Origin of the sequence: Oerskovia sp. USHLN155, assembly GCF_037145535.1 — a bacterium.
GTDB classification, from domain to species: Bacteria; Actinomycetota; Actinomycetes; order Actinomycetales; family Cellulomonadaceae; genus Oerskovia; species Oerskovia rustica.
Genome location: NZ_JBBCXG010000006.1, coordinates 91,362 through 117,148 on the forward strand (window position 1 = coordinate 91,362; position 25,787 = coordinate 117,148).

Annotated in this window: 26 protein-coding genes; 22 read left to right on the top strand and 4 right to left on the bottom strand. The window is 73.2% G+C overall.

What is annotated here, in order from left to right; translation table 11 throughout:
- The first annotated feature begins 71 nt into the window (after window positions 1–71).
- Window positions 72–1,085 (top strand): endolytic transglycosylase MltG, encoded by a 1,014-nt coding sequence (gene mltG, locus WFH32_RS10015; RefSeq protein WP_318244209.1) that lies wholly within the window; start codon window positions 72–74, stop codon window positions 1,083–1,085.
- The gene (locus WFH32_RS10020; RefSeq protein ID WP_336707241.1) at window positions 1,064–1,963 is read left to right on the top strand and encodes a shikimate dehydrogenase; all 900 of its coding nucleotides are present in this window, start codon (window positions 1,064–1,066) and stop codon (window positions 1,961–1,963) included. Before mltG ends, WFH32_RS10020 begins: the two co-directional genes overlap by 22 nt.
- Before the next feature lie 30 nt (window positions 1,964–1,993).
- Here WFH32_RS10020 and WFH32_RS10025 read toward each other — a convergent pair whose 3' ends face one another.
- Window positions 1,994–2,707, bottom strand: coding sequence for a prepilin peptidase (locus WFH32_RS10025; RefSeq protein WP_336707243.1), 714 nt, complete (start codon window positions 2,705–2,707; stop codon window positions 1,994–1,996).
- Between the two features lie 162 nt (window positions 2,708–2,869).
- Between WFH32_RS10025 and aroC the strand changes: the two genes are divergently transcribed.
- From aroC to aroB, 3 genes are read left to right on the top strand one after another with little or no spacing between them, the layout of a single operon-like run.
- A complete protein-coding gene (gene aroC / locus WFH32_RS10030) occupies window positions 2,870–4,087 on the top strand; it encodes a chorismate synthase (RefSeq protein WP_191797159.1) in 1,218 nt (405 codons plus the stop codon).
- Window position 4,088: 1 nt separating this feature from the next.
- Entirely contained in the window at window positions 4,089–4,661 is a 573-nt protein-coding gene (locus WFH32_RS10035; RefSeq protein ID WP_191797157.1) for a shikimate kinase, read from the top strand.
- Entirely contained in the window at window positions 4,658–5,854 is a 1,197-nt protein-coding gene (gene aroB / locus WFH32_RS10040) for a 3-dehydroquinate synthase (protein WP_404822047.1), read from the top strand. The genes WFH32_RS10035 and aroB overlap by 4 nt, the downstream gene beginning before the upstream one ends.
- A 91-nt stretch (window positions 5,855–5,945) precedes the next feature.
- Here aroB and WFH32_RS10045 read toward each other — a convergent pair whose 3' ends face one another.
- The 3 genes from WFH32_RS10045 to WFH32_RS10055 are packed head-to-tail and all read right to left on the bottom strand — an operon-like array spanning window position 5,946 to window position 9,435.
- On the bottom strand, window positions 5,946–6,770 hold the full coding sequence (locus WFH32_RS10045; protein ID WP_336707245.1) for a glycerophosphodiester phosphodiesterase: 825 nt from the start codon (window positions 6,768–6,770) through the stop codon (window positions 5,946–5,948).
- A complete protein-coding gene (locus WFH32_RS10050; RefSeq protein WP_336707246.1) occupies window positions 6,767–7,969 on the bottom strand; it encodes an alpha/beta hydrolase in 1,203 nt (400 codons plus the stop codon). The genes WFH32_RS10045 and WFH32_RS10050 overlap by 4 nt, the downstream gene beginning before the upstream one ends.
- Before the next feature lie 2 nt (window positions 7,970–7,971).
- Window positions 7,972–9,435 carry an MFS transporter gene (locus WFH32_RS10055; RefSeq protein WP_318244207.1) on the bottom strand — a complete coding sequence of 488 codons (1,464 nt, stop codon included), beginning with the start codon at window positions 9,433–9,435 and terminating at the stop codon, window positions 7,972–7,974.
- A 230-nt stretch (window positions 9,436–9,665) separates the two neighbouring features.
- On the opposite strand from WFH32_RS10055, the gene WFH32_RS10060 reads away from it, so the two are divergent.
- The 17 genes from WFH32_RS10060 (at window position 9,666) to coaBC (ending at window position 25,785) form a co-directional block, all read left to right on the top strand.
- Window positions 9,666–10,112 carry a type II 3-dehydroquinate dehydratase gene (locus WFH32_RS10060; RefSeq protein WP_191790453.1) on the top strand — a complete coding sequence of 149 codons (447 nt, stop codon included), beginning with the start codon at window positions 9,666–9,668 and terminating at the stop codon, window positions 10,110–10,112.
- Between the two features lie 88 nt (window positions 10,113–10,200).
- The gene (locus WFH32_RS10065) at window positions 10,201–10,815 is read left to right on the top strand and encodes a hypothetical protein (protein WP_191797153.1); all 615 of its coding nucleotides are present in this window, start codon (window positions 10,201–10,203) and stop codon (window positions 10,813–10,815) included.
- A complete protein-coding gene (locus WFH32_RS10070) occupies window positions 10,812–11,390 on the top strand; it encodes a hypothetical protein (protein WP_336707248.1) in 579 nt (192 codons plus the stop codon). The genes WFH32_RS10065 and WFH32_RS10070 overlap by 4 nt, the downstream gene beginning before the upstream one ends.
- A gap of 198 nt (window positions 11,391–11,588) precedes the next feature.
- Window positions 11,589–12,152, top strand: a complete 564-nt coding sequence (efp, locus tag WFH32_RS10075; protein WP_138824390.1) for an elongation factor P — start codon at window positions 11,589–11,591, stop codon at window positions 12,150–12,152.
- Between the two features lies 1 nt (window position 12,153).
- Window positions 12,154–12,570 carry a transcription antitermination factor NusB gene (gene nusB / locus WFH32_RS10080; protein ID WP_336707251.1) on the top strand — a complete coding sequence of 139 codons (417 nt, stop codon included), beginning with the start codon at window positions 12,154–12,156 and terminating at the stop codon, window positions 12,568–12,570.
- A 311-nt stretch (window positions 12,571–12,881) separates the two neighbouring features.
- Complete coding sequence (gene pyrR, locus WFH32_RS10085) at window positions 12,882–13,544, top strand: bifunctional pyr operon transcriptional regulator/uracil phosphoribosyltransferase PyrR (RefSeq protein WP_336707253.1); 663 nt, start codon at window positions 12,882–12,884, stop codon at window positions 13,542–13,544.
- The gene (locus WFH32_RS10090; RefSeq protein ID WP_030151376.1) at window positions 13,541–14,554 is read left to right on the top strand and encodes an aspartate carbamoyltransferase catalytic subunit; all 1,014 of its coding nucleotides are present in this window, start codon (window positions 13,541–13,543) and stop codon (window positions 14,552–14,554) included. The genes pyrR and WFH32_RS10090 overlap by 4 nt, the downstream gene beginning before the upstream one ends.
- Window positions 14,551–15,897 (top strand): dihydroorotase, encoded by a 1,347-nt coding sequence (locus WFH32_RS10095; protein WP_191796161.1) that lies wholly within the window; start codon window positions 14,551–14,553, stop codon window positions 15,895–15,897. Before WFH32_RS10090 ends, WFH32_RS10095 begins: the two co-directional genes overlap by 4 nt.
- Window positions 15,894–16,457: a PH-like domain-containing protein gene (locus tag WFH32_RS10100; RefSeq protein WP_336707255.1), complete on the top strand. Its 564-nt coding sequence runs from the start codon at window positions 15,894–15,896 to the stop codon at window positions 16,455–16,457. Before WFH32_RS10095 ends, WFH32_RS10100 begins: the two co-directional genes overlap by 4 nt.
- Window positions 16,454–17,707: a glutamine-hydrolyzing carbamoyl-phosphate synthase small subunit gene (carA, locus tag WFH32_RS10105; RefSeq protein WP_138824395.1), complete on the top strand. Its 1,254-nt coding sequence runs from the start codon at window positions 16,454–16,456 to the stop codon at window positions 17,705–17,707. Before WFH32_RS10100 ends, carA begins: the two co-directional genes overlap by 4 nt.
- A 3-nt stretch (window positions 17,708–17,710) precedes the next feature.
- On the top strand, window positions 17,711–21,058 hold the full coding sequence (gene carB / locus WFH32_RS10110; RefSeq protein ID WP_191796160.1) for a carbamoyl-phosphate synthase large subunit: 3,348 nt from the start codon (window positions 17,711–17,713) through the stop codon (window positions 21,056–21,058).
- A complete protein-coding gene (gene pyrF / locus WFH32_RS10115) occupies window positions 21,055–21,939 on the top strand; it encodes an orotidine-5'-phosphate decarboxylase (RefSeq protein WP_318244093.1) in 885 nt (294 codons plus the stop codon). The genes carB and pyrF overlap by 4 nt, the downstream gene beginning before the upstream one ends.
- A 150-nt stretch (window positions 21,940–22,089) precedes the next feature.
- Entirely contained in the window at window positions 22,090–22,980 is an 891-nt protein-coding gene (locus WFH32_RS10120; protein ID WP_336707257.1) for a tyrosine-protein phosphatase, read from the top strand.
- A 128-nt stretch (window positions 22,981–23,108) separates the two neighbouring features.
- Window positions 23,109–23,420 (top strand): integration host factor, actinobacterial type, encoded by a 312-nt coding sequence (gene mihF, locus WFH32_RS10125; RefSeq protein ID WP_030151369.1) that lies wholly within the window; start codon window positions 23,109–23,111, stop codon window positions 23,418–23,420.
- A gap of 1 nt (window position 23,421) precedes the next feature.
- Entirely contained in the window at window positions 23,422–24,036 is a 615-nt protein-coding gene (gmk, locus tag WFH32_RS10130; protein ID WP_191798333.1) for a guanylate kinase, read from the top strand.
- Window positions 24,037–24,200: 164 nt separating this feature from the next.
- Window positions 24,201–24,473 (top strand): DNA-directed RNA polymerase subunit omega, encoded by a 273-nt coding sequence (rpoZ, locus tag WFH32_RS10135; RefSeq protein WP_030151367.1) that lies wholly within the window; start codon window positions 24,201–24,203, stop codon window positions 24,471–24,473.
- Window positions 24,474–24,549: 76 nt separating this feature from the next.
- Complete coding sequence (gene coaBC, locus WFH32_RS10140; RefSeq protein WP_336707259.1) at window positions 24,550–25,785, top strand: bifunctional phosphopantothenoylcysteine decarboxylase/phosphopantothenate--cysteine ligase CoaBC; 1,236 nt, start codon at window positions 24,550–24,552, stop codon at window positions 25,783–25,785.
- Window positions 25,786–25,787: the final 2 nt, after the last annotated feature.

The following is a 25,787-nucleotide window of genomic DNA, read 5'->3' on the forward strand; positions in this document are numbered from 1 at the left end:
GTTCGGGGAGCCGAGACCGTCGCGCCGCGAAGAAGCGCGCGCAGCGACGGCGTCGCCGTACCCTGATCGTGGTGCTCGCGCTGGTCCTCGTGGGCGGGGCCGGGTACTACCTGGTCAACAACGCCTCGAGCCTGCTGGGCTTCGAGAACCCCTTCAGCGTCTCGGACTACGAGGGGCAGGGGGTCGACCCCGTCGACGTGACGATCGAGCCGCAGTCGACGGGCGCGGACATCGGCGAGACGCTCGTCGAAGCGGGCGTCGTGAAGTCGGCCGGCGCGTTCGTCAAGGCCTTCAAGGCGAACCCGGACGCCGGCAAGATCCAGCCGGGCAACTACACGATGCTCACCGAGATGAAGGCGTCTGCCGCGGTCACGCTACTGCTGTCCAAGACGAGCAAGAACGAGATGAAGCTGACGGTCCCCGAGGGGTTCACGGCTGCGCAGATCATCGAGCGCGCTGTCTCGGTGACGGGCAAACCTCAAGAGGAGTTCCAGGCCGCGATGGCGGACCCGGCTGCGGTCGGCCTGCCGGCCGAGGCGGGCGGCAACTTCGAAGGGTGGTTCTTCCCGAGCACGTACGTCCTCGAGCCGGACGACACGGCGGCGACCATCGTGGCCAACATGATCGCGACGACCGTCGCGAACCTCGACTCTCTCGGCATCCAGGCGGCGGACCGTGAGACGGTCCTGATCAAGGCCTCGCTCATCGAGCGGGAGGCGAAGGCCGAGGAGGACCGGCCCAAGATGGCACAGGCGATCGAGAACCGCCTGTCGCGGGAGATGACACTTGACATCGACGCGGCCGTCGCGTTCGGCCTGGGCAAGCCGGGCACCGAGATCACCATCGCCGACAAGGCGAACACGGACAACCTCTATAACTTGTACAAGCACAAGGGGCTGCCGCCCGGGCCGATCGCGTCGCCCGGGATGAAGTCGATCGAGGCCGTACTGAACCCGGAGCCCGGTGATTGGATCTTCTGGGTCGCCGTGAACCTCGACACGGGTGAGACCAAGTTCTCCTCCACCCTGGCGGAGCACCAGAAGTACGTCGACGAACTGCGTGCGTGGCAGAGGGAGAACCCGTGACGGTCGGCGCCGTGCGTCGCGCCGCCGTCCTGGGCCACCCCGTCGCCCACTCGCTCTCACCCGTCCTCCACTCGGCCGCGTACCGCGCGCTGGGTCTGGACGGGTGGGAGTACACCGCCATCGATGTCACCGAGGAGCAGGTGGCAGGCTTCGTCGAGGGCCTGGACGAGAGCTGGGCCGGGCTGAGCCTGACCATGCCGCTCAAGCAGGTCGTCCTGCCCCTCCTCGACCACGTCGAGCCGCTCGCGGGCGTCGTGGGCGCCGTGAACACGGTCCTGTTCCAGCCCACGGGCTCGGCGCGCACGCTCGTGGGCGCCAACACCGACGTGCACGGCCTGGTGGCCGCGTTGCGGGAGGGGCTGGGTGACCGTCCGGTCGGCTCGGCCGTGGTGCTCGGGGCGGGCGCGACCGCGGCCTCGACCCTGGCCGCGCTCGCCGAGCTCGGCTGCACCACCCCGACCGTCCTGGTGCGCTCGCTCGGGCGCACGGGCGGCCTTCAGCGTGCCGCGCACCGCATGGGGGTCGCCCCGCGGTTCGCGGTGCTCGACCCGGCGTCACCGCTCGTCGCGCAGGTGGACGTCGTCGTCTCGACGCTGCCCTCCGGGGCGGCGGACCCGGTCGCCGACGCGCTCGCGGCACGGACTGCCGCCGGGGCCCCGGCTCCTCGGGGCGTGTTGCTCGACGTGGTCTACGACCCCCGCCCGACGGCGCTCTCCCGCGCCTGGGCGCAGGCGGGCGCCACCGTGGTGGGCGGCGAGCGCATGCTCCTGCACCAGGCCGCCGAGCAGGTGCGGCTCATGACGGGGCAGGTCGCGCCGCTCACGGCGATGGCCGAGGCCCTCGAGGCGGCCCTCGCGCCGAGCACCGCCAGGACCTGAGACGGGGGCCGCGGCCGGCGCTGCGTGCGCTCAGCCCAGCAGCAGCGCCTCGCCGAGCACCGAGCGACCGCCGATCAGGCCGAGCAGCGCGCCCGCGAGCATGAACGGGCCGAACGGGATCGCCGAACGTCGACCTGCCCGCCTCGTGGAGAGCAGGACGACAGCCCAGGTACCGCCGACGAAGAAGGCCGCGCTCGCCCCCACGGCGAGCTCGGCCCACCCGCACCACGCGAGCACCGCGCCGATCAGCCCGGCGAGCTTCACGTCGCCGAAGCCCAACCCCGACGGGGCGAGGGCCAGGAGAAAGTACGCGCCGTAGAGCCCCAGACCGCCGGCCAGGGCGCGGACGAGCGCGCCGCCGTCGGGCACGAGAAGGCCGGCCAGGCCCAGCAGCACCGCCAGGACGGGGTAGGACGGCAGGACCAGAGCGTCCGGGAGACGGTGCGTGCGGGCGTCGATCACGGCGAGCGCCGACCCGACGAGCGCGAGGTACCCGGCCACAGGAAGCACCACCACGGGGTGACCCACGCCCCACGCCCCCACGACCGTGGCGGGCACGGCCACCGCCGTCACCACCAGGACCGCGCGACGGTGCGGGCGCACCTCGGCCGCGGCCCGGCGCCAGGCCCGAGCCGGCAGGTGCCCGGCGGACGGGTGCGCCGCTCCGCCCTCGCCCGGGCTCGTCGTCACGGAACCGTCCTGCCCCGGCGCGTCGACCGGCCCCCCGCCCCCTGCGTTCGTCACCCGGCGAACCTAGCGCAGCGCGCCGCGCCGGGGCAGGCGTCGTCCACAGGCCCGCCGCCTCGCTCACGCCGCCCGACGTGGCAGGCGGGACGCGACCGGGGCGCCGGTCCGCAGTGCGGGCGGGTTCGGGGGCGCGCCGCGTGACGTGGGAGGATTCTGCTCATGCTTCGTTGGTTGACATCGGGTGAGTCGCACGGTCCGGCGCTGGTCGGCATCCTGGAAGGGCTGCCCGCAGGGGTCGAGCTCGTGACGAAGGACGTGCAGGACGCGCTCGCGCGCCGCCGCCTCGGGTACGGGCGTGGTGCGCGCATGAAGTTCGAGCAGGACGAGGTCCGCATCCTCGCGGGGCTGCGCCTGGGCCTGACGCAGGGCGGCCCGCTCGCGATCGAGATCGCCAACACCGAGTGGCCCAAGTGGGTCGACGTCATGAGCGCGGACCCCGTGCCCGCCGAGGCGCTGCAGGTCGACGCCGGGACGGGTGACGTGCGGGAGATCGCCCGCAACCGTCCCCTGACGCGCCCGCGTCCCGGGCACGCGGACCTGATCGGCATGCGCAAGTACGCGTTCGACGACGCCCGTCCGGTCCTGGAGCGCGCCTCGGCCCGCGAGACCGCGACCCGTGTCGCGCTCGGGGTGGCCGCCGCCAAGTTCCTCGAGCAGGCCGTCGGGATCCGCCTCGTCTCGCACGTCGTGGGCATCGGCACGGTCGACGTCCCCGAGGACGCGGCCCTCCCGCAGCCCGACGACGTCGTGCGCCTCGACGCCGACCCGGTGCGCTGCTTCGACCCCGTGAGCTCCGCGGCGATGGTCGCCGAGATCGACGAGTGCCACAAGGACGGCGACACCCTGGGCGGCGTGGTCGAGGTCCTGGCGTACGGCGTCCCGTCCGGGCTGGGCACCTACGTGCAGTCCGACCGCCGGCTCGACGCACGCCTCGCGGCCGTGCTCATGGGCATCCAGGCCATCAAGGGCGTCGAGGTCGGCGACGGCTTCCGCACGGCGCGCCGCCGCGGCTCGCAGGCCCACGACGAGATCGTGCGCGGCGAGGACGGGCACCTGCACCGCCTCAGCAACCGCGCCGGCGGCGTCGAGGGCGGCATGTCCAACGGCGAGGTGCTGCGCGTGCGCGCGGCCATGAAGCCCATCTCCACGGTGCCGCGAGCACTCGCGACGGTCGACGTCGCGACGGGCGAGCCCGCCAAGGCCCAGCACCAGCGCTCGGACGTGTGCGCCGTGCCGCCCGCGGCCGTCGTCGCCGAGGCGATGGTCGCGCTCGTCCTCGCCGAGGCCGTCCTGGAGAAGTTCGGCGGGGACTCGGTCTCCGAGGTCCGCCGCAACGTCGAGGGCTACCTGGCGTCGGTCCCCGAGCTGCTGCGCTGAGATGACCACGAGCAGCGGCCCACGCGTCGTCCTCATCGGCCCTCCCGGCAGCGGCAAGTCCACGGTCGCGAACGTCCTGTCGGAGCGACTGGGCCTCGCGGCGCGCGACACCGACACCGACGTGGAGGTCCTCGCGGGAAAGACCGTCGCCGACGTCTTCCTCGAGGACGGCGAGCCGCACTTCCGCGCCCTGGAGCGCGAGGCAGTGACCCAGGCGCTCGCGGTCCACGAGGGCGTCCTCGCCCTGGGCGGCGGCGCCGTCCTCGACGAGCACTCCCAGGTCGCGCTCGAGGCCTACTCGGCCGCAGGGGGGACCGTGGTCTTCCTCGACGTCTCCCTGGCCCACGCGGGCCCGCGGGTCGGGTTCAACCAGGCACGGCCCCTGCTGCTCGGCAACCCCCGGGCCAGGTGGCAGGCGCTCATGGAGCAGCGCCGTCCCGTCTACGAGCGGCTCGCCACGGTGCGGGTCGTGACGGACGCGCGCACCCCCCGCCAGGTGGCCGGGGAGATCGAAGCAGCACTCGGCGGCACGTCCCAGGACGCCGCGGCCGACCAGACGAGGAGCGAGCAGTGAACGACCAGCAGACGACCGGCACCGACGGGCCGTCGGGCAACGACTCGACCACCGCCGCACCGGCGACCCCGGCCCGCGTGCGGGTCGAGGGCGCCCAGCCCTACGACGTGCTCATCGGGCGCCACCTGCTCGGCGAGCTGCCCTCGATGCTGGGTCCGGACGTCCGCCGCGTCCTCGTGATCCACCCGTCCGCGCTCGCGACGTCCGCGGACACGGTGCGCGAGGACCTGCTCGCGGTCGGCTACGAGGCGTACATCGCCGAGGTCCCGGACGCCGAGGAGGCCAAGACCGCGCAGGTCGCGGCGTTCCTGTGGCAGGTGCTCGGTCAGGCCGACTTCACGCGCAGCGACGCGATCGTCTCGGTCGGCGGCGGCGCCACGACCGACCTCGCGGGCTTCGTCGCCGCGACGTGGCTGCGCGGCATCAAGGTCGTGCACGTCCCGACGACGCTGCTCGCCATGGTAGATGCTGCCGTGGGCGGCAAGACGGGCATCAACACGGCCGAGGGCAAGAACCTCGTGGGCGCTTTCCACCCGCCCGCAGGTGTCCTGTGCGACGTCGCGGCCCTCGAGTCGCTGCCCAAGTTCGACTTCGTCGCCGGGCTCGCGGAGATCGTCAAGACCGGCTTCATCGCCGACCCGCGCATCCTCGAGCTCGTCGAGGAGAACGTCGACGAGCTCAAGGCGTGGGGCGGGGCCGAGGTGCCCGCCTCGACGTGGGCCGTGGTCGTCGAGCTCATCGAGCGTTCCGTCGCGGTCAAGGCGCGCGTCGTGGGCGAGGACCTCAAGGAGGCCGGCCTGCGCGAGATCCTCAACTACGGGCACACCCTGGGGCACGCGGTCGAGCTCACCGAGCGCTACGCGTGGCGCCACGGCGCGGCGGTGTCGGTCGGGATGGTCTTCGCGGCCGAGCTCGCGCGTCTCGCGGGTCGCCTCGACGACGAGACCGTGGACCGCCACCGTGCGATCCTCGGCAGCCTCGGCCTGCCGCTGACCTACCGCGGCGACCGCTGGGAGCAGCTCCTGTCCGCGATGCGCCGCGACAAGAAGTCGCGCGGCGACATGCTGCGCTTCGTCGTGCTCGACGGTCTGGCCAAGCCCGGGCGCCTCGAGGGCCCGGACCCGGCGCTGCTCGCCGCGGCGTACGCCGAGATCTCGATCGACGCCCCCAGGGGTGGCCCGATCGCCCTCTGACGCGGCGCCGTCGGGCAGCCTGCACGACGCGGAACGGCCCGCCTCCCCGAGGAGGCGGGCCGTTCCGCGTCCCGGGCGGGGCGTGGGGCCGTCAGCCCCAGCGACCCCGCACGGCCAGCACGTCGCGCAGCAGGTCCGCCCGGTCGGTCACGATGCCGTCGACGCCCAGGTCCAGCAGGCGCACCATCTCGACCGGGTCGTTGACGGTCCACACGTGCACCTGGCGCCCCGCGGCGTGCGCGGCGGCCACGGTCCGGGCGTCCACGACCCGCACGCGCCCCTGCGCGACGGGGACCTGCAGGCAGTCCGCGCCCCGCAGCGCCCACGAGGCCAGGGCCCCGAACGGTCCCCGGGGAGCCCCCGCCCGGGCGGCGAGCAGGAACGTCGCGACCTCGCTCGTCCCGGTCGAGGTCGCCACGGGCCGGGTCAGGAGAGCGACCGTCCGACGTCGCCGCGCGGGGGAGAAGGACGTCACGCACACCCGCTCGTGCGCGCGGGTGCGCTCGACCGCCGCCGCGACGGGCCCGGCGGCGGAGTCCGCCTTGACGTCGACGTTCACGCGCAGGTCCGGCCAGGTCCCCAGGACGTCCTCCAGGAGCGGCACGGGCTCGACACCGCCGATCCGCGCCCGCCGCACGCTCTCCCAGGGCAGGTCCGCGACCAGGCCCGTGCCGTCGGTCGTGCGGTCAAGGCTCGCGTCGTGCAGGGCGACCGCGACGCCGTCGGACGTCGCGTGCGCGTCGGTCTCGACGTACCGGAAGCCCAGGTCCCGGGCCGCGGCGAACGCCGCGAGCGAGTTCTCGAGCCCGACCCGGGAGAAGCCGCGGTGCGCGAGCGCGACGAACCCCGTGGCGGAGTCGAGGTAGGGATGGTGCCAGGCGCCGGGACGTCCGCCGCGAGCCCCGGAACCGCTCACCGGACGGCTCCTGCGGCGCGCCCGTCGCCCTGCCCCTGGTCCTGCCCGACCCGGTCGCCGAGCCAGCCCAGCACCGCGTCCAGGTAGGCGCGTCGCGGGCCGTCCGCCGACAGCGTGAGGTCGTGCACCCCGCCCTCGAACGCCCGGACCGTCACGTCGGCACCGATGCGCGGTGCGAGCCGCTCGATCTGGGCGACGTCCAGGACCGTGTCCTGCGCATCGAGCAGCGGGTTGTCCAGGTCGTCCGGCCCCGAGGCCGCCGAGCGAGCGACCAGCACCGGGCACGCGACGTCGAGCCCGCGCGCGAGGCGCGCCTGCCCCTGCCGCACCGCACGCAACCACCCCGCCCGCACCGGCAGACCCTCGGGACGCTTGAGCGTCGGGTCGAACTCCCACCGGCCCCCGTTCGCGGCCAGCAGGTGCGCCGCGTACGCCGACGGCGCAGCGCTCAGCACCGCGAGCGGAGACCACGGCCCGACGGCGTCGAGCACCCGGGTGGCGATCGTCCGGTTCAACCAGCTCGAGTTGAGGTCGAGGAACGGCGAGTCCAGCACGAGCGCCTCGACCAGCCGCCGGCGACGGTGGGCGTGCGCCCACAACGACGCCACGAGGCCGCTCGTCGAGTGCGCGTGCACCACGACCGGCAGACCCGGGTGCAGCCCCCGGACGGCAGCGACCGCTACCGACAGGTCCGTCGCCGGCTCCCGCAGGTCCTCCACGAAGTGCGGCACCTGCCCCGGGCGCCACGACCGACCCGCGCCGCGCAGGTCCACTGCGAAGAACGCGTAGCCCGCATCCTCGACCGCCCTCGCCAGGTGCTCCTGGAAGAAGTAGTCGTTGTACCCGTGCACGTGCAGGAAGACCCCGCGCAGGTCGCCGTCCGAGACGACCCCCTCGCCCGTGCCCGGCGCGCGCCGCACGAGCGTCGTGACGGGCGCGGGGACGGGCTCAGGGACCGCCGCGGCTCCGGGGTCCGCGTCACGGTCCGTGCCGGCGCTCGCGGCCCGGCGGGGCAGGGGAGGGACGAGCGAGAGGAGGCCGTTTCGCGCAGCGGGCGGGGGACCGCCCGTGGGCAGGGTCGCGGCCTCGAACCCGGCGAGCAGCCGGTCGGGCTCCCAGGGCAGGCCCGTGCCTGGCACGCCTGCTGTGCAGGCCCTGCCCGCCGTGCCCGCCGTGCCCGCCATGACCGGCTCCACCATCCTCAGACCTCCGTGCTCGACCCTGCCGCCCCCGCGGGCGCTGCCGCGAGGTCCTTGCCGCCGTCCACGCCGTCCCCGGCGGGGAAGCGCACGAAGAGCATGAGCACGAGGCCCACGAGGATCACGGCGACGATCCCCAGGATGCCCCAGTACTGCTGGCCGGACACTGCGACCATGGTCGCGAACGCCATGGGGGCCAGGAAGCTCGCCGCGCGTCCCGTGGTCGCGTACAGGCCGAACGCCTCGGCCTCGCGGCCCTCGTCGCTGATCCGTCCGAGGAGCCCGCGGCTCGCGGACTGTGCCGGGCCGACGAACGCGCACAGCAGCAGGCCCCACAGCCAGAAGACGCTCGCGCCGCCGTCGTGCTGGACGAAGACCGCGGTACCGGAGATCACGAGGCCCACGAGCGAGCCGAGGATGACCCGGCGCGGGCCGATCCTGTCGTCGAGCCACCCGGCCGCGATCGTGGACAGCCCCGCGACGACGTTCGCCGCGATCGCGAACACGATGACCTCGCTCGCGCTGAAGCCGAACGTGCCCGAAGCGATCACGGCGCCGAACGTGAAGACGCCCGCCAGGCCGTCGCGGTAGACGGCGCTCGCGACGAGGTAGCCGAGCGTCGAGCGACGTGTGCGCCACAGGTGCACCAGGTCGCGGCCGAGCTTGCGGTATGCGCCCACGACACCGATCGGGGCCGACCCCCCGCGGCGCGGCGACTCGGGGACCGCGAGGAGCACGGGGATCGCGAACACCGCGAACCACACGGCGGACAGCAGGACGCTGACCCGGATGTCCATGCCGTCGGCGCCCGTGATCCCGAACCAGCCGACCTCGGGGTTGATGAAGCCGACGAACAGCACGAGCAGCAGCACGATCCCGCCGACGTACCCGGCGCCCCACCCGATGCCGCTGATCCGCCCGATCGTGCGCGGCGTGGAGATGTCGAGCAGCAGCGCGTTGTACGCGACCGATGCCAGCTCGAAGAAGACGTTGCCCGCCGAGAGCAGCACGACGCCCAGGATCACGGCGTCGGACAGCGACCCGGGGGTCGGCTGCACGAAGAACATCGCGACCATGGCCGCGACGGTCGCCGCGGTGTTGACCCCGAGCCAGACCTTGCGCCGACCCGAGGCGTCCGCGAGCGCCCCGAGCGCGGGCGCGAGCAGGGCGATGAGGGCTCCGGCGATGGTGAGCCCCCAGCCGAGCCACGCGGTGTGGTCGGCCATGACGGCCTGGGGGTCGGCCGCGCCGGCCTCGACGAACGCGTCGCTCGTGATCCAGCGCGTGAAGACGAAGGTCGTGACGACGGCGTTGAACGCGGCCGACCCCCAGTCCCACAGGGACCAGGCGAGGACCTGGCGCCTTCCGACGGCGGGGGGCGGCGTGGGGGCGTCGCCGCGCGTGTGGGGGGCGCTGGGGGCGTCGCCGTCGGGTGTGGCGGGGGTCACGTTCGTGTGATCTGGCACGCGCGCATCGTAGACCGTCCGGCGGGCGTGACGGTGAACACGTGGCGACGGTCGCGCTGCGGAACGTCGGCGCTGCGGCCTCGGTCGCCATGCCGGGGCGACGTCTGTTCGCCGAGTGTGCAGTTCGGGCTGTCGCGGCCGGCGGTCGACAGCCCGAGCTGCACACTCGGCGGGTTCTTGCGCGCGGACGCTCACCGCGGGGGCGCCCCGGGCCCCGCTAGGCTCTGCGCATGACTCGTGTCCTCATCCTCAACGGTCCCAACCTCGGTCGCCTGGGCGTCCGCGAGCCCGACGTCTACGGGGCGGCGTCGTACGCCGACCTGGTCGCGGCGGGGGAGCGGTGGGGGGCGGAGAACGGCCTGGAGGTGCAGGTGCGTCAGACGGACGACGAGTCGGAGCTGGTCGGGTGGCTGCACGGCGCGGTCGACGACGGCGCGCACGTGGTGCTCAACCCGGCGGCGTTCACGCACTACTCGTACGCGCTGCGCGACGCAGCGGCGCAGGTGACCAAGGCGGGCCTGCTGCTGGTCGAGGTGCACCTGAGCAATCCGGCCGCGCGCGAGGAGTTCCGGCACAACTCGGTCATCGGTGGGGTGGCGACGGGGACGGTGGCCGGGTTCGGGTTCGACTCGTACCGCCTGGCGGTGCTCGCGATCGTGTCGAGGCTGTCGGCCTAGATTCGTCTTTCCCAAGCCTGTGGGCTTGATGTCTCAGAATCAAGCCTCAGACCTTGTGAGGTCGAGATCAAGCGTCTACCGTGGAGGGATGTTCGTCCTGACCGTGGACCAGAGGGCCAGCACCCGCCGAGGAGACCTCGTGCCGGAGGTGCTGGCCGCGCTCGCGCCCTTCGACGCGCGGGACGGCGTCGTCATCGGCTTCGACCGCACCGTCGGCGACGAGGTCCAGGCCGTGCTCGACGACGCCGCGCTCGTCGTGGAGATCGTCCTCGCCCTGGGCAGGTGGGGAGGGTGGAGCACGGGCCTCGGCCTCGGCGACGTGCTGCCCGGTCCGGACGGGCGCCTGCCCGCGGCCTCGCGCGAGGCGTCCGGGGCGGCGTTCGTGCACGCCCGGGCCGCGGTCGAGCGGGCCAAGACCCGCGGCACCCACGTCCCGCTGGCGGTCGAGGGGCCGGATCCGGCAGCGGCGGGGGAGGTCGAGGCGCTCCTGCGGCTCCTGCTCGCCGTGGGCGCCCGTCGCACTCCCGCGGGGTGGGAGGTCGTGGACGCGCTGGCGCGCGTGGGTGGTACCCAGAAGGATGTGGCCCGAGACCTCGGGATCAGCGAGCAGGCCGTGAGCCAACGGCTGCGCGCGAGCCTGTGGTCCGAGGAAGCGGCCGTCCGGCCGGTCGTGACGAGGCTCCTCCAGGAGGCAGACGCATGAGCTTCACCACAGGGTTGGCCGTCGCAGGGGTCGTGCTGGCGACGCTCGTGCTGAGCGTGCTGGGCGGCATGCTCGTGACGCCGTGGGTCCTGCGCGCCGCCGCCCGCCGGTCCGAGGCGGAGGGAGAGGTCCCACCCGCCCGCGACCCCGGGCCCGTCCCCCCGCCTCCCGGCCGCGTCGTCCCGGCCGCAGGCCCGCGCACGGCGGCGAGTGCTCCCGTGCCGCCGCCCCCGGCAGGGCCGCCCGTCCCGGCCCCCGTGCCCTCGGCCCCCGACCCGGCGACCGGCGCGACGCCGTCGGACCCTGGCGGGCCCGTGGGCACCGAAGCCGTCCAGACGCTGCGCGGCGGGACCTGGATCGGGATCCTCGAGCGCCTCGCGATCGCAGGCTGCCTGCTCGCCGGGTACCCCGCCGGGATCGCCGTCGTGGTCGCCATCAAGGGCCTCGGGCGCTACCCCGAGCTGCGCGAGCACCCGGTCGGCGCAGAGCGCTTCCTGATCGGTACGCTCGCCTCGTCGATCTGGGCCGCGGCCACCGGACTGCTGGGCGCAGCGATCCTTGGAGTCCTCCGGTAGACTGGACCGGGCCTTTCGCGGCCCCTGAGAACTCGCAGCGCCGACGTGCGCCCAGCGAAGCCCCGGGGAGCCCGCCAGGGAAGGTCGGCTACCGCCAGGGCGCGCACCCGAACGTGTGCGCATCAGTGGCTCGCACGCGGATCACGCGGTGAGGCACCCCGACGGCAGCACCATGACAACGCGACAGGAAGACCGAACGTGGCGACGACCAACGACATCAAGAACGGCACCGTGCTCAAGCTCGACGGCCAGCTGTGGACCATCATCGAGTTCCAGCACGTCAAGCCCGGCAAGGGTGGCGCCTTCGTTCGCACCAAGATGAAGAACGTCCTGTCCGGCAAGACCGTCGACAAGACCTTCAACGCCGGCCTCAAGATCGAGACCGCGAACGTCGACAAGCGCGACATGCAGTACCTGTACAAGGACGGCGACGACTTCGTCTTCATGGACACCTCGACGTACGACCAGATCACGGTCCCGGCCGCGACCGTCGGCGACGCCGCCAACTACATGCTCGAGAGCCAGAACGCGCTCGTCGCGACCAACGAGGGCGTCCCGCTCTACATCGAGCTCCCCCCGTCGGTCGTCCTGGAGATCACCTACACCGAGCCGGGCCTGCAGGGCGACCGCTCGACCGGTGGCACCAAGCCCGCGACCCTCGAGACCGGCGCTCAGATCCAGGTCCCGCTCTTCCTCGAGCAGGGCACCAAGGTCAAGGTCGACACCCGCGACGGCTCCTACCTGGGGCGCGTGAACGACTGACGTGGGTGCACGAACCAAGGCACGCAAGCGCGCGCTCGACGTCCTCTTCGAGGCCGAGCAGCGCCAGCTGGACCCGCAGACCCTCCTCGCCGACCGGGTGGTCGACTCGGGCACCCAGACGCCCCTGCCGCAGTACAGCGTGGACCTCGTCGAGGGCGTCCTGGCGCACCGCGAGCGGATCGACGAGCTGCTCGAGACCTACTCGCACGGGTGGACGCTCGACCGCATGCCCGCGGTCGACCGCGCGCTCCTGCGCGTCGGCAGCTGGGAGATCCTCTACAACGACGACGTCCCCGACGCCGTCGCGATCGACGAGGCCGTCGACCTGGCCCGCGAGCTGTCCACGGACGACTCGCCCAGCTTCGTCAACGGCCTGCTGGCCCGCATCGAGGAGATGAAGCCGACGATCCTGGCCTGAGGCCCGGACGCCGTCGTGCGTTCTCCCCGGCGCGCGGCCCAGCGCCCGCGCCCAGGCGACGCCACGTGCCAGTGTGCCGGTCCCGCCCTCGTGGCGGGGCCGGCACACGTGCGTGCGGCCCCGTGGAAGGCCCTGTCGGCACCCGTCGGCACCTGGCCCACGAGGCGCCGCGCGCCCGCGGCCCCGGTGTGATCAACGACGCCCGCCCAGCCCGTGAGAAGCACGCGGCCCCGGTCCGGGCGAGGGGTAGGGTGAAGGCGTCAGATTTCCTTTAACACCCGTCCAGTGAGGCGGGGAAGGAGGTCACCAGAATGAGTTCTGGGCCTGCTGTGCCATCTTCCGAACCGACCGTCACCCCCGAGGACCCCTCGGACGGCGTGACCACCGTTCTCGGCGAAGCCGAGATCGCGCGGGCACTGACCCGCATCGCCCACGAGGTCGTCGAGCGCAACAAGGGCGCGCACGACGTGGTCCTCCTGGGCATCCCGACGCGCGGCGTCCCCCTGGCCGAGCGCCTCGCCGAGCGCCTCGCGACGATCGAGCCCGGCCTGGTGCCCGCGGACGTCGTCGGCGAGCTCGACGTCACGATGTACCGCGACGACCTCCACCGGCACCCCGTGCGGACCATCGGCGCCACGCGCCTGCCCGCGTCCGGGATCGACGGCAAGGTCGTCGTCCTGGTCGACGACGTGCTGTTCTCCGGTCGCACCATCCGGGCCGCGCTCGACGCGATCAGCGACATCGGCCGCCCCCGCGCGGTCCAGCTCGCCGCGCTGGTCGACCGCGGCCACCGCGAGCTGCCGATCCGCCCCGACTACGTGGGCAAGAACCTGCCCACGTCCCTGTCCGAGCGCGTGAGCGTGCGCCTCGTCGAGACCGACGGCAGACCCGACGACGCGACCGGCGAACCCGTCACCGACGCCGTCCTCATCAGCCAGCGGCCCACCTCCACCTCCAGCGAGGGCACCCGATGAAGCACCTGCTGTCCACCGCGGACCTCGCGCGCGCAGACGCCATCCGCATCCTCGACACGGCTGCCCAGATGGCCGCCACGCAGTCGCGGGAGATCAAGAAGCTCCCGACGCTGCGCGGTCGCACGGTCGTCAACCTGTTCTTCGAGGACTCGACGCGCACCCGCATCTCGTTCGAGACCGCGGCCAAGCGCCTGTCGGCCGACGTCATCAACTTCTCGGCCAAGGGCTCGAGCGTCTCCAAGGGCGAGTCCCTCAAGGACACGGCCCTCACCCTCCAGGCCATGGGCGCCGACGCGGTCGTGATCCGCCACCAGGCCTCGGGCGCGCCGCACACGCTCGCGCACGCGGGCTGGGTCGAGGCGGCCGTCGTCAACGCGGGCGACGGGATGCACCAGCACCCGACGCAGGCGCTGCTCGACGCCTTCACGATGCGTCGTCACCTCGTGGGGCGCGGCGCCGCGGGTGCGTCGATCGTCGGCGACCCGACCGGTCAGGACCTCGCGGGCCTCAGGATCGCGGTCGTGGGCGACGTGCTGCACTCGCGCGTGGCGCGCTCCAACGTCCACCTGCTGCACACGCTCGGCGCGCAGGTCACCCTGGTGGCGCCGCCCACGCTCGTGCCCGTGGGCGTCGAGACGTGGCCGTGCGACGTGTCGTACCACCTCGACGAGGTCCTCGCCGAGACCGCCCCCGACGCCGTGATGATGCTCCGCGTCCAGCGCGAGCGCATGAGCGGCTCGGGCGCCGGCGGGGGAGCGTTCTTCCCCAACCCGCTCGAGTACACGCGCAACTACGGCCTCGACGGGCGCCGCCTGGCGCTCCTGCCGGACCACACGATCGTCATGCACCCCGGCCCCATGAACCGCGGCCTGGAGATCTCCGCCGAGGCCGCCGACTCACCGCGCGCGGTGATCGTCGAGCAGGTCGCCAACGGCGTGGCGGTCCGCATGGCCGTCCTCTACCTGCTCCTCGCGGGCGACGCATCGAAGGAAAGGGCTGGACTCGAATGAGCGAGCAGACCACGAACCCCACCTACGTCCTGCAGGGCGCGGCCCCGCTGGGCGCCGACCCGGTGGACCTCGTCCTCGCGGGCGGCGTCATCACCGAGGTCCGCGCGGCGCACAGCCCTGTCGCGGACGACGAGACGGCCGTCGACGCGACCGGCCTGGTCGCCCTGCCCGGCCTCGTCGACCTGCACACGCACCTGCGCGAGCCGGGCCGCGAGGACGCCGAGACCATCGTCTCGGGCACGCGCGCCGCGGCCGTGGGCGGCTTCACGGCCGTGCACGCCATGGCCAACACGACCCCGGTCGCGGACACCGCGGGCGTCGTCGAGCAGGTGTGGCGCATCGGGCGCGACGCGGGCTGGGTCGACGTCCACCCGGTCGGCGCGGTCAGCGTCGGCCTCGAGGGCCACCAGCTCGCCGAGATCGGCGCGATGGCGGACTCGGCCGCGCGCGTGCGCGTCTTCTCCGACGACGGCAAGTGCGTGTGGGACCCCATCCTCATGCGCCGCGCCCTGGAGTACGTCAAGGCGTTCGACGGCGTCGTGGCCCAGCACGCGCAGGAGCCGCGCCTCACCGAGGGTGCCCAGATGAACGAGGGCGTCGTCTCGGCCGAGCTCGGCCTCGCGGGCTGGCCCGCGGTCGCCGAGGAGGCGATCATCGCGCGTGACGTGCTGCTCGCCGAGCACGTGGGCTCGCGCCTGCACGTGTGCCACCTGTCCACGGCCGGCTCGGTCGAGATCATCCGCTGGGCCAAGGGCCGAGGGATCGACGTCACGGCGGAGGTCACGCCGCACCACCTCGTCCTGACCGACGAACTCGCGCGCGACTACGACCCGACGTTCAAGGTCAACCCGCCGCTGCGCACCGCGGCGGACGTCGAGGCCGTGCGCCAGGGCCTGGCGGACGGCACGATCGACATCGTCGCGACCGACCACGCGCCGCACACGCGCGAGGACAAGGACTGCGAGTGGGCTGCGGCCGCGTTCGGGATGACCGGCCTGGAGACGGCGCTGAGCGTCGTGCAGCAGACCATGGTCGACTCGGGCCGCATGACCTGGGCCGACGTGGCACGCGTCCTGTCGGCGGCGCCCGCGCGCATCGGCCGCATCGACGAGGGCCCGACGGCGCAGGGTCGCCCCCTCGAGGTGGGCGAGCCCGCCAACGTGGTCCTCGTGGACCCGGCGGCCCGCCGCGTGGTCGACGGGCGTTCGCAGGCCACGGCCAGCACCAACACGCCCTTCCACGGCCACGAGCTCCCTGGCCGGGTCGTCGCGACGTTCCTGCGCGGTCGTGCGACCGTCCTGGAGGGCGCGCCCGTCGAGCAGGTCGCGGGGGTCCGCTCGTGAACCTCCCCCTGCCCGTCGCGGTCGGCATCTGGGTCGTCATCGGCCTGGTCCTGCTCGCCGTCGTCTTCGTGGGTCTCAAGCGCCTGACGACCCGCACGGCCCAGACAGTCCCGGCCCCGCCCGCCGTCCCGGACGGCGACCTCGGCGAGGTCGTCGCCGGGCCGCTCACCGCGGTCTACGTGTCCAGCACGCTCGCGGGGGACTGGCTCGCCCGCGTCGGTGCCCACCGCCTCGGCTTCCGGTCGAACGCGACCGTGACCGTGCACCGCGGCGGGGTCCTCATCACCCGACAGGGCGCCCCGGACCTGTTCCTGGCCGCGAGAGCCCTCGAGGCCGTGACGCTGGCCCCGGGCATGGCGGGCAAGTACGTCGGCAAGGACGGCCTGGTCGTGCTGACGTGGACGGTGCCCGCGGTCGGGGACGCCCTGGCCACCCGCTTGGATACTGGACTCCGGACCCAGCTCGCCCCGGACCGTGCCACCCTCCTGAACGCAGTCCGCGAGCTTCTTCCCGCCGCCGACAGCGCACCGAACGACGACTCGAAGGAGCCGCAGCAGTGAGCATCTCGACCCCCAGCACGGACGCCCTGGACACCGACCGGACCGCGGTCCTGGTCCTCGAGGACGGGACGACCCTGACCGGTCGCGCCTACGGGGCCCGCGGCACGACGTTCGGCGAGATCGTCTTCAACACCGGCATGACCGGCTACCAGGAGACGCTGACCGACCCGTCCTACCACCGGCAGATCGTCGTCATGACGGCACCCCACATCGGCAACACCGGGGTCAACGACGACGACCCCGAGTCGCGCAAGATCTGGGTCAGCGGCTTCGTGGTGCGCGACCCCGCGCGCCGCCCGTCGAACTGGCGCTCGGCCGGCTCCCTGACCGACGAGCTCGTCGAGCAGGGCGTCGTCGGGATCAGCGACGTCGACACGCGTGCGCTGACCCGTCACCTGCGCGACCGGGGCGTGATGCGTGCCGGTGTCTTCTCGGGCGACGCGCTCGTGCGCGACGGCTACCGGCGCCCGACCGAGGAGCTCGTCGAGCTCGTCCGCTCGGCCCCCGCGATGGCTGGGGCGGACCTGGCCCGCGAGGTCAGCACCCCCACGGCCTACGTGGTCGAGCCCTCGGGGGAGTTCGCCGGCAAGGAGCCGCTCAAGACGGTGGTGGCGGTGGACCTCGGCATCAAGTCGATGACGCCGCAGCGCCTGTCGGAGCGCGGGATCCGCGTGCACGTCGTGCCTTCGGCGTCGACGATCGAGGACGTCCTGGCCCTCGAGCCCGACGGCGTGTTCTTCTCGAACGGCCCGGGAGACCCGAGCGCCGCGACGCACGAGGTCACGCTGCTGCGCGAGGTCCTCGACCGCCGCCTGCCGTACTTCGGCATCTGCTTCGGGAACCAGATCCTTGGCCGCGCGCTGGGCTTCGGCACCTACAAGCTCGCGTACGGCCACCGCGGCATCAACCAGCCCGTGATGGACCTCGCGACGCGCAAGGTCGAGATCACGTCCCAGAACCACGGCTTCGCGGTCGACGCCCCCATCGGGGAGCAGGCGACCGCGCCGCACGACGGCGGCCGCTACGGCCGTGTCGTCGTCTCGCACGTCGGGCTCAACGACGACGTGGTGGAGGGGCTCGAGTGCCTCGACATCCCCGCGTTCTCGGTCCAGTACCACCCGGAGGCAGCCGCCGGCCCGCACGACGCCGCCTACCTCTTCGACCGCTTCCTCGACCTCATGACGTCCGGCGCGGCTTCTGCCGCCGGCCTCTCGGCCGCCACGCCGTCGACGTCCGCAAAGGAGAACTGACCAGTGCCTCGCAGAACTGACATCAACAGCGTCCTGGTCATCGGGTCCGGCCCGATCGTCATCGGCCAGGCCTGCGAGTTCGACTACTCGGGCACCCAGGCCATCCGGGCGCTCAAGGAGGAGGGCCTGCGGGTCGTCCTGGTGAACTCGAACCCGGCCACGATCATGACGGACCCGGAGTTCGCGGACGCGACGTACGTCGAGCCGCTGACGACCGAGGTCCTGACGACCATCATCGCCAAGGAGCGCCCGGACGCGGTCCTCGCGACCCTGGGCGGGCAGACGGCGCTCAACGCGGCGATCGCGCTCGACGAGGCCGGCGTGCTCGAGAAGTACGGCGTCGAGCTCATCGGGGCGAACATCGCCGCGATCGAGAAGGGCGAGGACCGCCAGCAGTTCAAGGACGTCGTCGAGAAGTGCGGCGGCGAGTCGGCCCGCTCGGAGATCATCCACACGATCGAGGAGGCCGTCGCGGCCGCCGACTCCCTGGGGTACCCCATGGTCGTGCGCCCGTCCTTCACGATGGGTGGCCTCGGCAGCGGCATCGCGTACGACGAGCGGGACCTGCGCCGCATCGTCGGCCAGGGCCTGCACTACTCGCCCACGACCGAGGTCCTCCTGGAGGAGTCGATCCTCGGGTGGAAGGAGTACGAGCTCGAGCTCATGCGCGACACGGCGGACAACGTCGTCGTGATCTGCTCGATCGAGAACGTCGACCCGGTCGGCGTCCACACGGGCGACTCGATCACGGTGGCCCCCGCACTGACGCTCACGGACCGTGAGTTCCAGAAGCTGCGCGACATCGGCATCGCGGTCATCCGCGAGGTGGGCGTCGACACGGGCGGCTGCAACATCCAGTACGCGGTGCACCCCGAGACCGGGCGCGTCATCGTCATCGAGATGAACCCGCGCGTGTCACGCTCGTCGGCGCTCGCGTCGAAGGCCACGGGCTTCCCGATCGCGAAGATCGCCGCGAAGCTCGCCATCGGCTACACGCTCGACGAGATCCCCAACGACATCACGGGCTCGACGCCCGCGTCGTTCGAGCCGACGCTCGACTACGTCGTGGTCAAGGTGCCGCGGTTCGCGTTCGAGAAGTTCCCCGCCGCGGACGACACGCTCACGACGACCATGAAGTCGGTGGGCGAGGCCATGGCGATGGGCCGCAACTTCACCGAGGCGCTCGGCAAGGCGCTGCGCTCGATCGACAAGGGCGGCGCGGTGTTCCACTGGGACGGCGAGCCGGTCTCGGGCGAGGAGCTCGACGCGCTGCTGGTGGAGATCGCCCGTCCCACGGAGGGGCGCCTGATCGCGACCCAGCAGGCGCTGCGCGCCGGGGCGAGCATCGAGCAGGTCTTCGAGGCCACCAAGATCGACCCGTGGTACCTCGACCAGATCCAGCTCGTCAACGAGGTCGCGGCCGAGGTCGCCCAGGCGGACGCCCTGACGCGCGACGTGCTGGTCCAGGCCAAGCGTCACGGCCTGTCCGACGCGCAGGTCGCGAAGCTGCGCGGCATGGGCGCGGCGGGGGAGTCGACGGTCCGTGAGGTCCGCTACGCGCTGGACGTCCGCCCCGTCTACAAGACGGTCGACACGTGCGCGGCCGAGTTCGAGGCGAAGACCCCGTACCACTACTCGACGTACGACCTCGAGACCGAGGTCTCCCCGCGCGAGCGCCCGGCCGTCCTGATCCTGGGCTCGGGCCCGAACCGCATCGGGCAGGGCATCGAGTTCGACTACTCGTGCGTGCACGCGACGCTCGCCCTCAAGGGCGAGTACGAGACCGTGATGGTCAACTGCAACCCGGAGACGGTCTCGACCGACTACGACACCTCGGACCGCCTGTACTTCGAGCCGCTGACGTTCGAGGACGTGCTCGAGGTGTACCAGGCCGAGCTCGCCGCGGGCCCGGTCGCGGGCGTCATCGTGCAGCTCGGCGGCCAGACGCCGCTGGGGCTCGCGCAGCGTCTGGCGGACGCGGGCCTGCCGATCCTGGGCACCTCGCCCGAGGCGATCGACGCCGCGGAGGACCGTGGGGTCTTCGGCCGCGTGCTCGCCGAGGCGGGCCTGCCCGCGCCGGCGTTCGGCACGGCCACGTCTCTCGCGCAGGCCCGTGAGGTCGCCGAGGGCATCGGCTACCCCGTGCTGGTCCGCCCGTCCTACGTGCTGGGCGGGCGCGGCATGGAGATCGTGTACTCGGCCGAGCAGCTCACGGGCTACGTCGAGCGCGCGCTGCACGCCGCCGCGACGGACGACCGCACGACGACGGGCTCGCTGCCCGCGCCGCTGCTCATCGACCGCTTCCTCGACGACGCCATGGAGATCGACGTCGACGCGCTCTACGACGGCACCGAGCTGTACCTGGGCGGCGTCATGGAGCACATCGAGGAGGCCGGCATCCACTCGGGCGACTCGGCATGCGTGCTGCCCCCCGTGTCGCTGAGCGAGGCCGAGATCGAGCGCATCCGCCGCTCGACCGAGGCCATCGCGAAGGGCGTGGGCGTGCGCGGCCTGCTCAACGTGCAGTACGCGCTCGTCTCGGACGTCCTGTACGTCCTGGAGGCGAACCCGCGCGCTTCGCGCACCGTGCCGTTCGTCTCCAAGGCGACGGGGGTCTCGCTGGCCAAGGCCGCGGCGCGCGTCATGGTCGGCGAGTCCATCGCCGACCTGCGCCGGAGCGGCGTCCTGCCGGCCGAGGGCGACGGCGGGCACCTCGACCTCGACTCGCCGATCGCCGTCAAGGAGGCCGTGCTGCCGTTCAAGCGATTCCGCACGACCGACGGCGTCGTGGTCGACACCGTGCTCGGCCCGGAGATGCGCTCGACGGGTGAGGTCATGGGCTTCGACCGCGACTTCCCGCGCGCGTTCGCGAAGTCGCAGGCCGCGGCGTTCGGCGGCCTGCCGACCTCGGGCTCGGTCTTCGTCTCGGTCGCGGACCGCGACAAGCGCTCGATCGTCTTCCCGATCAAGCGACTGACGGAGATGGGCTTCGAGATCCTCGCGACCCAGGGCACCGCGGGTGTGCTGCGCCGCAACGGCATCCCGGCGACGATCGTGCGCAAGTTCTCCGCGGGCCGCGGCGCCGACGGCGAGCCCACGATCGTCGACCTCATCACCGAGGGCAAGGTCGACATGGTCATCAACACGCCGTCGGGCCAGGGCGCGCGCGCTGACGGCTACGAGATCCGTGCGGCCACGACCGCGGCGGACAAGCCGATCGTCACGACGACCCAGCAGCTCGCGGCCGCGGTCCAGGGCATCGAGGCGGTCCTCGCGGGCCCGTTCGACGTGTGGAGCCTGCAGGAGCACACGGCCGCCACGGCCGCGCGCAAGGCCGAGGCGAACGCGTGAGCGCTGCGAGCGCGGCGCGCCGCCCCTTCGGGGAGCGGCTCGCCGAGGCCATGGACGCGCACGGTCCGCTGTGCGTGGGCATCGACCCTCACCCGGGCCTGCTCGCGGCCTGGGGCCTGCCCGACGACGCCACGGGGCTCCGGGAGTTCGGCCTGCGGGTCGTGGACGCCGTGGGCGGGCAGGTCGCGGCGCTCAAGCCGCAGTCGGCCCTGTTCGAGCGGCACGGCTCGCGCGGCGTCGCGGCCCTCGAGGAGGTGCTCGCGGCCGCCGCGGCGGCGGGCGCCTCCGGGACGCTGACGATCGTCGACGCCAAGCGCGGGGACATCGGCTCGACCATGGCCGGGTACGCCGACGCCTACCTGCGGGACGGTTCGCCGCTCGCGGGCGACGCCCTGACGGTGTCCCCGTACCTGGGCTTCGGGTCCCTGACCCCTGCCGTGGAGGCCGCGCTCGAGACGGGGCGCGGGTTGTTCGTGCTGTGCCTCACGTCCAACCCGGAGGGGGCTCAGGTCCAGCACGCCCGCACGGGCGCGGGGGTCGACGTCCGGTCGGTCGCCGCACGCATCGCCGCCGAGGCCGCTGCGCTCAACGAGGGGATCGAGCCGCTCGGCTCGATCGGTCTGGTCGTCGGCGCGACCATCGGTGACGCGGCCCGCAACACCGGGGTGGACCTGCCTGCCGTCAACGGCCCGCTCCTGGCGCCTGGTGTCGGTGCGCAGGGCGCGGGCGCGGCCGAGCTCGCCGCGGTGTTCGGCGACGCTCGTCGTCAGGTGCTCGCGTCCTCGTCGCGCGGCGTCCTCGCCGCGGGACCGGACGCCGGGGCGCTGCTCACGGCTGCACGCACAGCCTCACGAGAGGCGGCCGACGCGCTCCGCGCCTGACCGACCTCGCCGACTGCACGCGCGACGCCCGTGGGGCGTCCACCGACCCGGTGGGCGCCCCACGGGCGTCCGGGGTGAATCCCCCGGAGACGGCGACCCGCACGGGGCCGACAGGGGGCCGTCGGCGCGCCGGCCTGACAGACTCGTCCCATGACCTCCTCCCTCGCCGCCTCGGACCGGCAGACCCCTGACACCCTCGACATCCCCGGCACCTGGAACGCGCGCGACGTGGGCGGCCGTGCCGTCCCGGCCGGCGCGACCGCACCGCTGCGCACGGGCGTGCTCGTGCGGACCGCGAGCCTGTCGCGGCTGACTCCCGAGGGCGTCTCGGCGCTCGCGGCACTGGGCGTGACGCTCGACCTCGACCTGCGCGGCGAGGACGAGGTCGAGCGCGACGGGCAGGACGTCGTCCCGGCGACCACGCGCGTGGTGCCGCGGCGGATGGACCCGGGCGTCGGCGTCGGGCATGCGCTGGGCGCGGGCGACGGGTCGGCCGCCGACCAGCGCGTGCCCGACGCCGAGGACGTCGCGACCGAGGAGCGCTCCGCGGACACGGCCGCGATGATCGGACGCCTCCTCGGCGCCGAGGACCCGCAGGCGCTCGCACGGGCCATGATGCACGGCGTCTATGCGACGTTCGTCACGGACCCGACCATCCGCCGGACGGTCGGGGAGGCCCTCGAGGACGTCGCCGAGGCCGACGGCACCGTCGTCGTGCACTGCTCGGCGGGCAAGGACCGGACCGGTTGGATCGTCGCGCTCGTCCAGCACGTGTGCGGTGTGAGCGAGGAGGACCGGCTCGCCGAGTACCTCGCGAGCGGCGCGGCCGTCGAGGGGCTCTCAGCCGTGATCCCCCCGATCCCCGGCCTCGACAAGGACGCCCTGACCCCCCTCCTGGGCGTCGAGCCGGAGTATCTCCAGGGCGCCTGGACGCTCGCCGAGACGGAGTTCGGGAGCATCGACGGCTACCTCGACGCGTGCGGCGCCGGGCCTGCGACCAGGGCGAAGATCGCGAGGAAGTTCGCTGCTCAGGGCGTGTGAACGTTGCCTGACCTGCCAGGTGTGGCTAGTTTCGAGGGTGTCGAGGTCGCCACCGGGGGCATCAGATCCGGTCGGCGGCCCCGGTGCACGTGTGGGCCCATCCGTCTGAGGACAAGTAGGTGACTTGCGTGGCACTACCATCCCTGACCCCCGAGCAGCGCGCGGCGGCACTCGAGAAGGCGGCCGAGGCCCGTCGGGTGCGGGCCGAGGTCAAGAACCGGTTGAAGCACTCCCAGGGCTCCCTCGCCGAGGTGATCGAGCAGGGACGCACGGACGACGTGATCGGCAAGCTGCGCGTCGTCGCGCTGCTGGAGTCGCTGCCCGGCGTGGGTAAGGTGAAGGCCCGGGCGATCATGGAGGAGATCGGGATCGCCGAGACACGTCGTGTCCGCGGGCTGGGACCCCACCAGTCCGCGGCGCTCATCGAGAGGTTTGGCTGACATTTCCGCTTCACCCGCCGAGCAGGCCGCCCCGGCGCCTGCCGCATCACCGACCCCTGCCCGCCTGACCGTCCTGGCGGGGCCCACCGCCGTCGGGAAGGGGACCGTGTCGGCGGACATCCGCGCGCGGTACCCGCAGGTGTGGCTGTCCGTGTCCGCGACGACCCGTGCCGCTCGTCCCGGCGAGGTGGACGGCGTCCATTACCACTTCATCAGCGCCGAGGAGTTCGACCGGCTGGTCGAGGCGGGCGAGATGCTGGAGTGGGCCGTGGTGCACGGACGCAACAGGTACGGGACCCCTCGCCGGCCGGTCGAGGAGAAGCTCGCGGCGGGGGTCCCGGCCCTGCTCGAGATCGACCTGCAGGGCGCACGCCAGGTGCGCGCGTCCATGCCCGAGGCCCGGTTCGTGTTCCTCGCCCCGCCGAGCTGGGAGGAGCTCGAGCGTCGGCTCGTCGGGCGCGGGACGGAGGGACCCGAGGAGCGCGAGCGTCGCCTCGCCACGGCCCGCGTCGAGCTGGCGGCCGAGCCCGAGTTCGACGTCGTGATCGTCAACGACGAGGTGCACCGGGCGACCGACGCGCTCGTCGAGGCGATGGGTCTGACGCCCGTCGCATGACCGTCGAGGTGCCGCGCCCCGGGCGTGGGCACCACGACGATTTGTGCCTGCCCAGTAGACTGGTCGTCAGGCGTGTGCGTCATGAGCGCGCGCAACCTCTTTGAACCATCCTGCGGGCGACCGTCTGAGCCGCCGCAGGCCCCCCTGACTCACGGAGTGAGACTGTGTCTGGAACCATCGCCGCCCCCGAGGGCATCACCGACCCGCCGATCGACGACCTGCTGGAGCGCGCCGACTCCAAGTACGCGCTCGTGATCTACGCCGCCAAGCGCGCGCGTCAGATCAACGCGTACTACTCGCAGCTCAACGAGGGCCTGCTGGAGAACGTGGGCCCGCTCGTCGAGACCCGCAACCAGGAGAAGCCGCTGTCGATCGCGATGCGCGAGATCAACGAGGGCCTGCTCACGATCGAGACCGTCGAGGCACCCGCCTCCTGACCGCCGGGCCGCCTGCGGGCGGCTCCGCGGTCCGGGTGGGCGCGGCGTGCACGGCACAGAGGGAGGGCTCGTACCGATGAGGATCCTTCTCGGGGTCTCCGGGGGAGTGGCGGCCTACAAGGCCGTCCTCCTGCTGCGGCTCCTGCGTGAGCAGGGGCACCAGGTGCGGGTCGTCCCCACCGCGTCCGCCCTGCGTTTCGTGGGGGCGCCGACGTTCGAGGCCCTGTCGGGCGAGAAGGTCAGCACCGAGGTGTTCGACGACGTCCCGCAGGTCGCGCACGTCGCGCTCGGCCAGGGCGCGGACCTGGTGGTCGTCGCCCCCGCCACGGCGGACCTCCTCGCCCGGGCGGCCGCGGGCCGCGCGGACGACCTGCTCACCTCGACCCTGCTGACCGTGTCGTGCCCGGTCGTGATGGCCCCGGCCATGCACACCGAGATGTGGCAGCACCCGGCGACCGTGGCCAACGTCGCGACCCTGCGCTCGCGCGGGGTGCACGTGATCGAGCCTGCCAGCGGACGGCTGACGGGCAAGGACACGGGCCCGGGCCGGTTGCCCGAGCCCGAGGACATCGCACGGGTCGCCCTGGAGGTCGCCGCACGGGCCGCCGCGCCCGTGGTGGCCCAGGACCTCGCCGGACTGCGCGTGGTCGTCTCGGCCGGCGGCACGCGCGAACCCATCGACCCGGTGCGCTTCATCGGGAACCTGTCCAGCGGGCGTCAGGGCATCGCCCTGGCCTGCGCCGCCCAGGACCGGGGCGCCGACGTGACGCTCGTCGGGGCGAACCTGACCGAGCCGCTCGACGGGATCGCCGACGTCGTGCGGGTCGGCTCCACCGCCGAGCTGCGCGAGTCGATGCGTCTCTTGGCGCCGGACGCCGACGTGGTGGTCATGACGGCCGCGGTCGCGGACTTCCGTCCGGCCCGCACGCCGGCCTCGAAGATCAAGAAGGTCCCCGGTCAGGGGCCCGCCCCGATCGAGCTGGTCGAGAATCCCGACATCCTGGCGGAGCTCGCGCGCGAGCGCCTGCGCCCGGGTCAGGTCGTCGTCGGGTTCGCGGCCGAGACGGGCGACGACACGGGCGACGTCTGGCACCACGGCCGTGCCAAGGCCCGCCGCAAGGGCGCCGACCTCCTGGTGATCAACCCCGTGGGGCACGGCAAGGGCTTCGGGACGGACACCAACGAGGTCCTGATCGTCGACGCCCACGGCGAGACGGTCGCCCAGGCCCAGGGCACCAAGCGCGAGGTCGCGGACGCGGTGTGGGACACGGTCCTCAAGGCCTCGCCCCCGATCTCGTCGCCCACGGACTGAGA

Coding starts and splice junctions, on each gene's coding strand:
- aroC (WP_191797159.1), top strand. CDS start 2,870: ATGCTTCGTTGGTTGACATCGGGTGAGTCGCACGGTCCGGCGCTGGTC.
- WFH32_RS10035 (WP_191797157.1), top strand. CDS start 4,089: ATGACCACGAGCAGCGGCCCACGCGTCGTCCTCATCGGCCCTCCCGGC.
- WFH32_RS10050 (WP_336707246.1), bottom strand. CDS start 7,969: ATGGTGGAGCCGGTCATGGCGGGCACGGCGGGCACGGCGGGCAGGGCC.
- WFH32_RS10060 (WP_191790453.1), top strand. CDS start 9,666: ATGACTCGTGTCCTCATCCTCAACGGTCCCAACCTCGGTCGCCTGGGC.
- WFH32_RS10065 (WP_191797153.1), top strand. CDS start 10,201: ATGTTCGTCCTGACCGTGGACCAGAGGGCCAGCACCCGCCGAGGAGAC.
- WFH32_RS10070 (WP_336707248.1), top strand. CDS start 10,812: ATGAGCTTCACCACAGGGTTGGCCGTCGCAGGGGTCGTGCTGGCGACG.
- pyrR (WP_336707253.1), top strand. CDS start 12,882: ATGAGTTCTGGGCCTGCTGTGCCATCTTCCGAACCGACCGTCACCCCC.
- WFH32_RS10090 (WP_030151376.1), top strand. CDS start 13,541: ATGAAGCACCTGCTGTCCACCGCGGACCTCGCGCGCGCAGACGCCATC.
- WFH32_RS10095 (WP_191796161.1), top strand. CDS start 14,551: ATGAGCGAGCAGACCACGAACCCCACCTACGTCCTGCAGGGCGCGGCC.
- WFH32_RS10120 (WP_336707257.1), top strand. CDS start 22,090: ATGACCTCCTCCCTCGCCGCCTCGGACCGGCAGACCCCTGACACCCTC.
- coaBC (WP_336707259.1), top strand. CDS start 24,550: ATGAGGATCCTTCTCGGGGTCTCCGGGGGAGTGGCGGCCTACAAGGCC.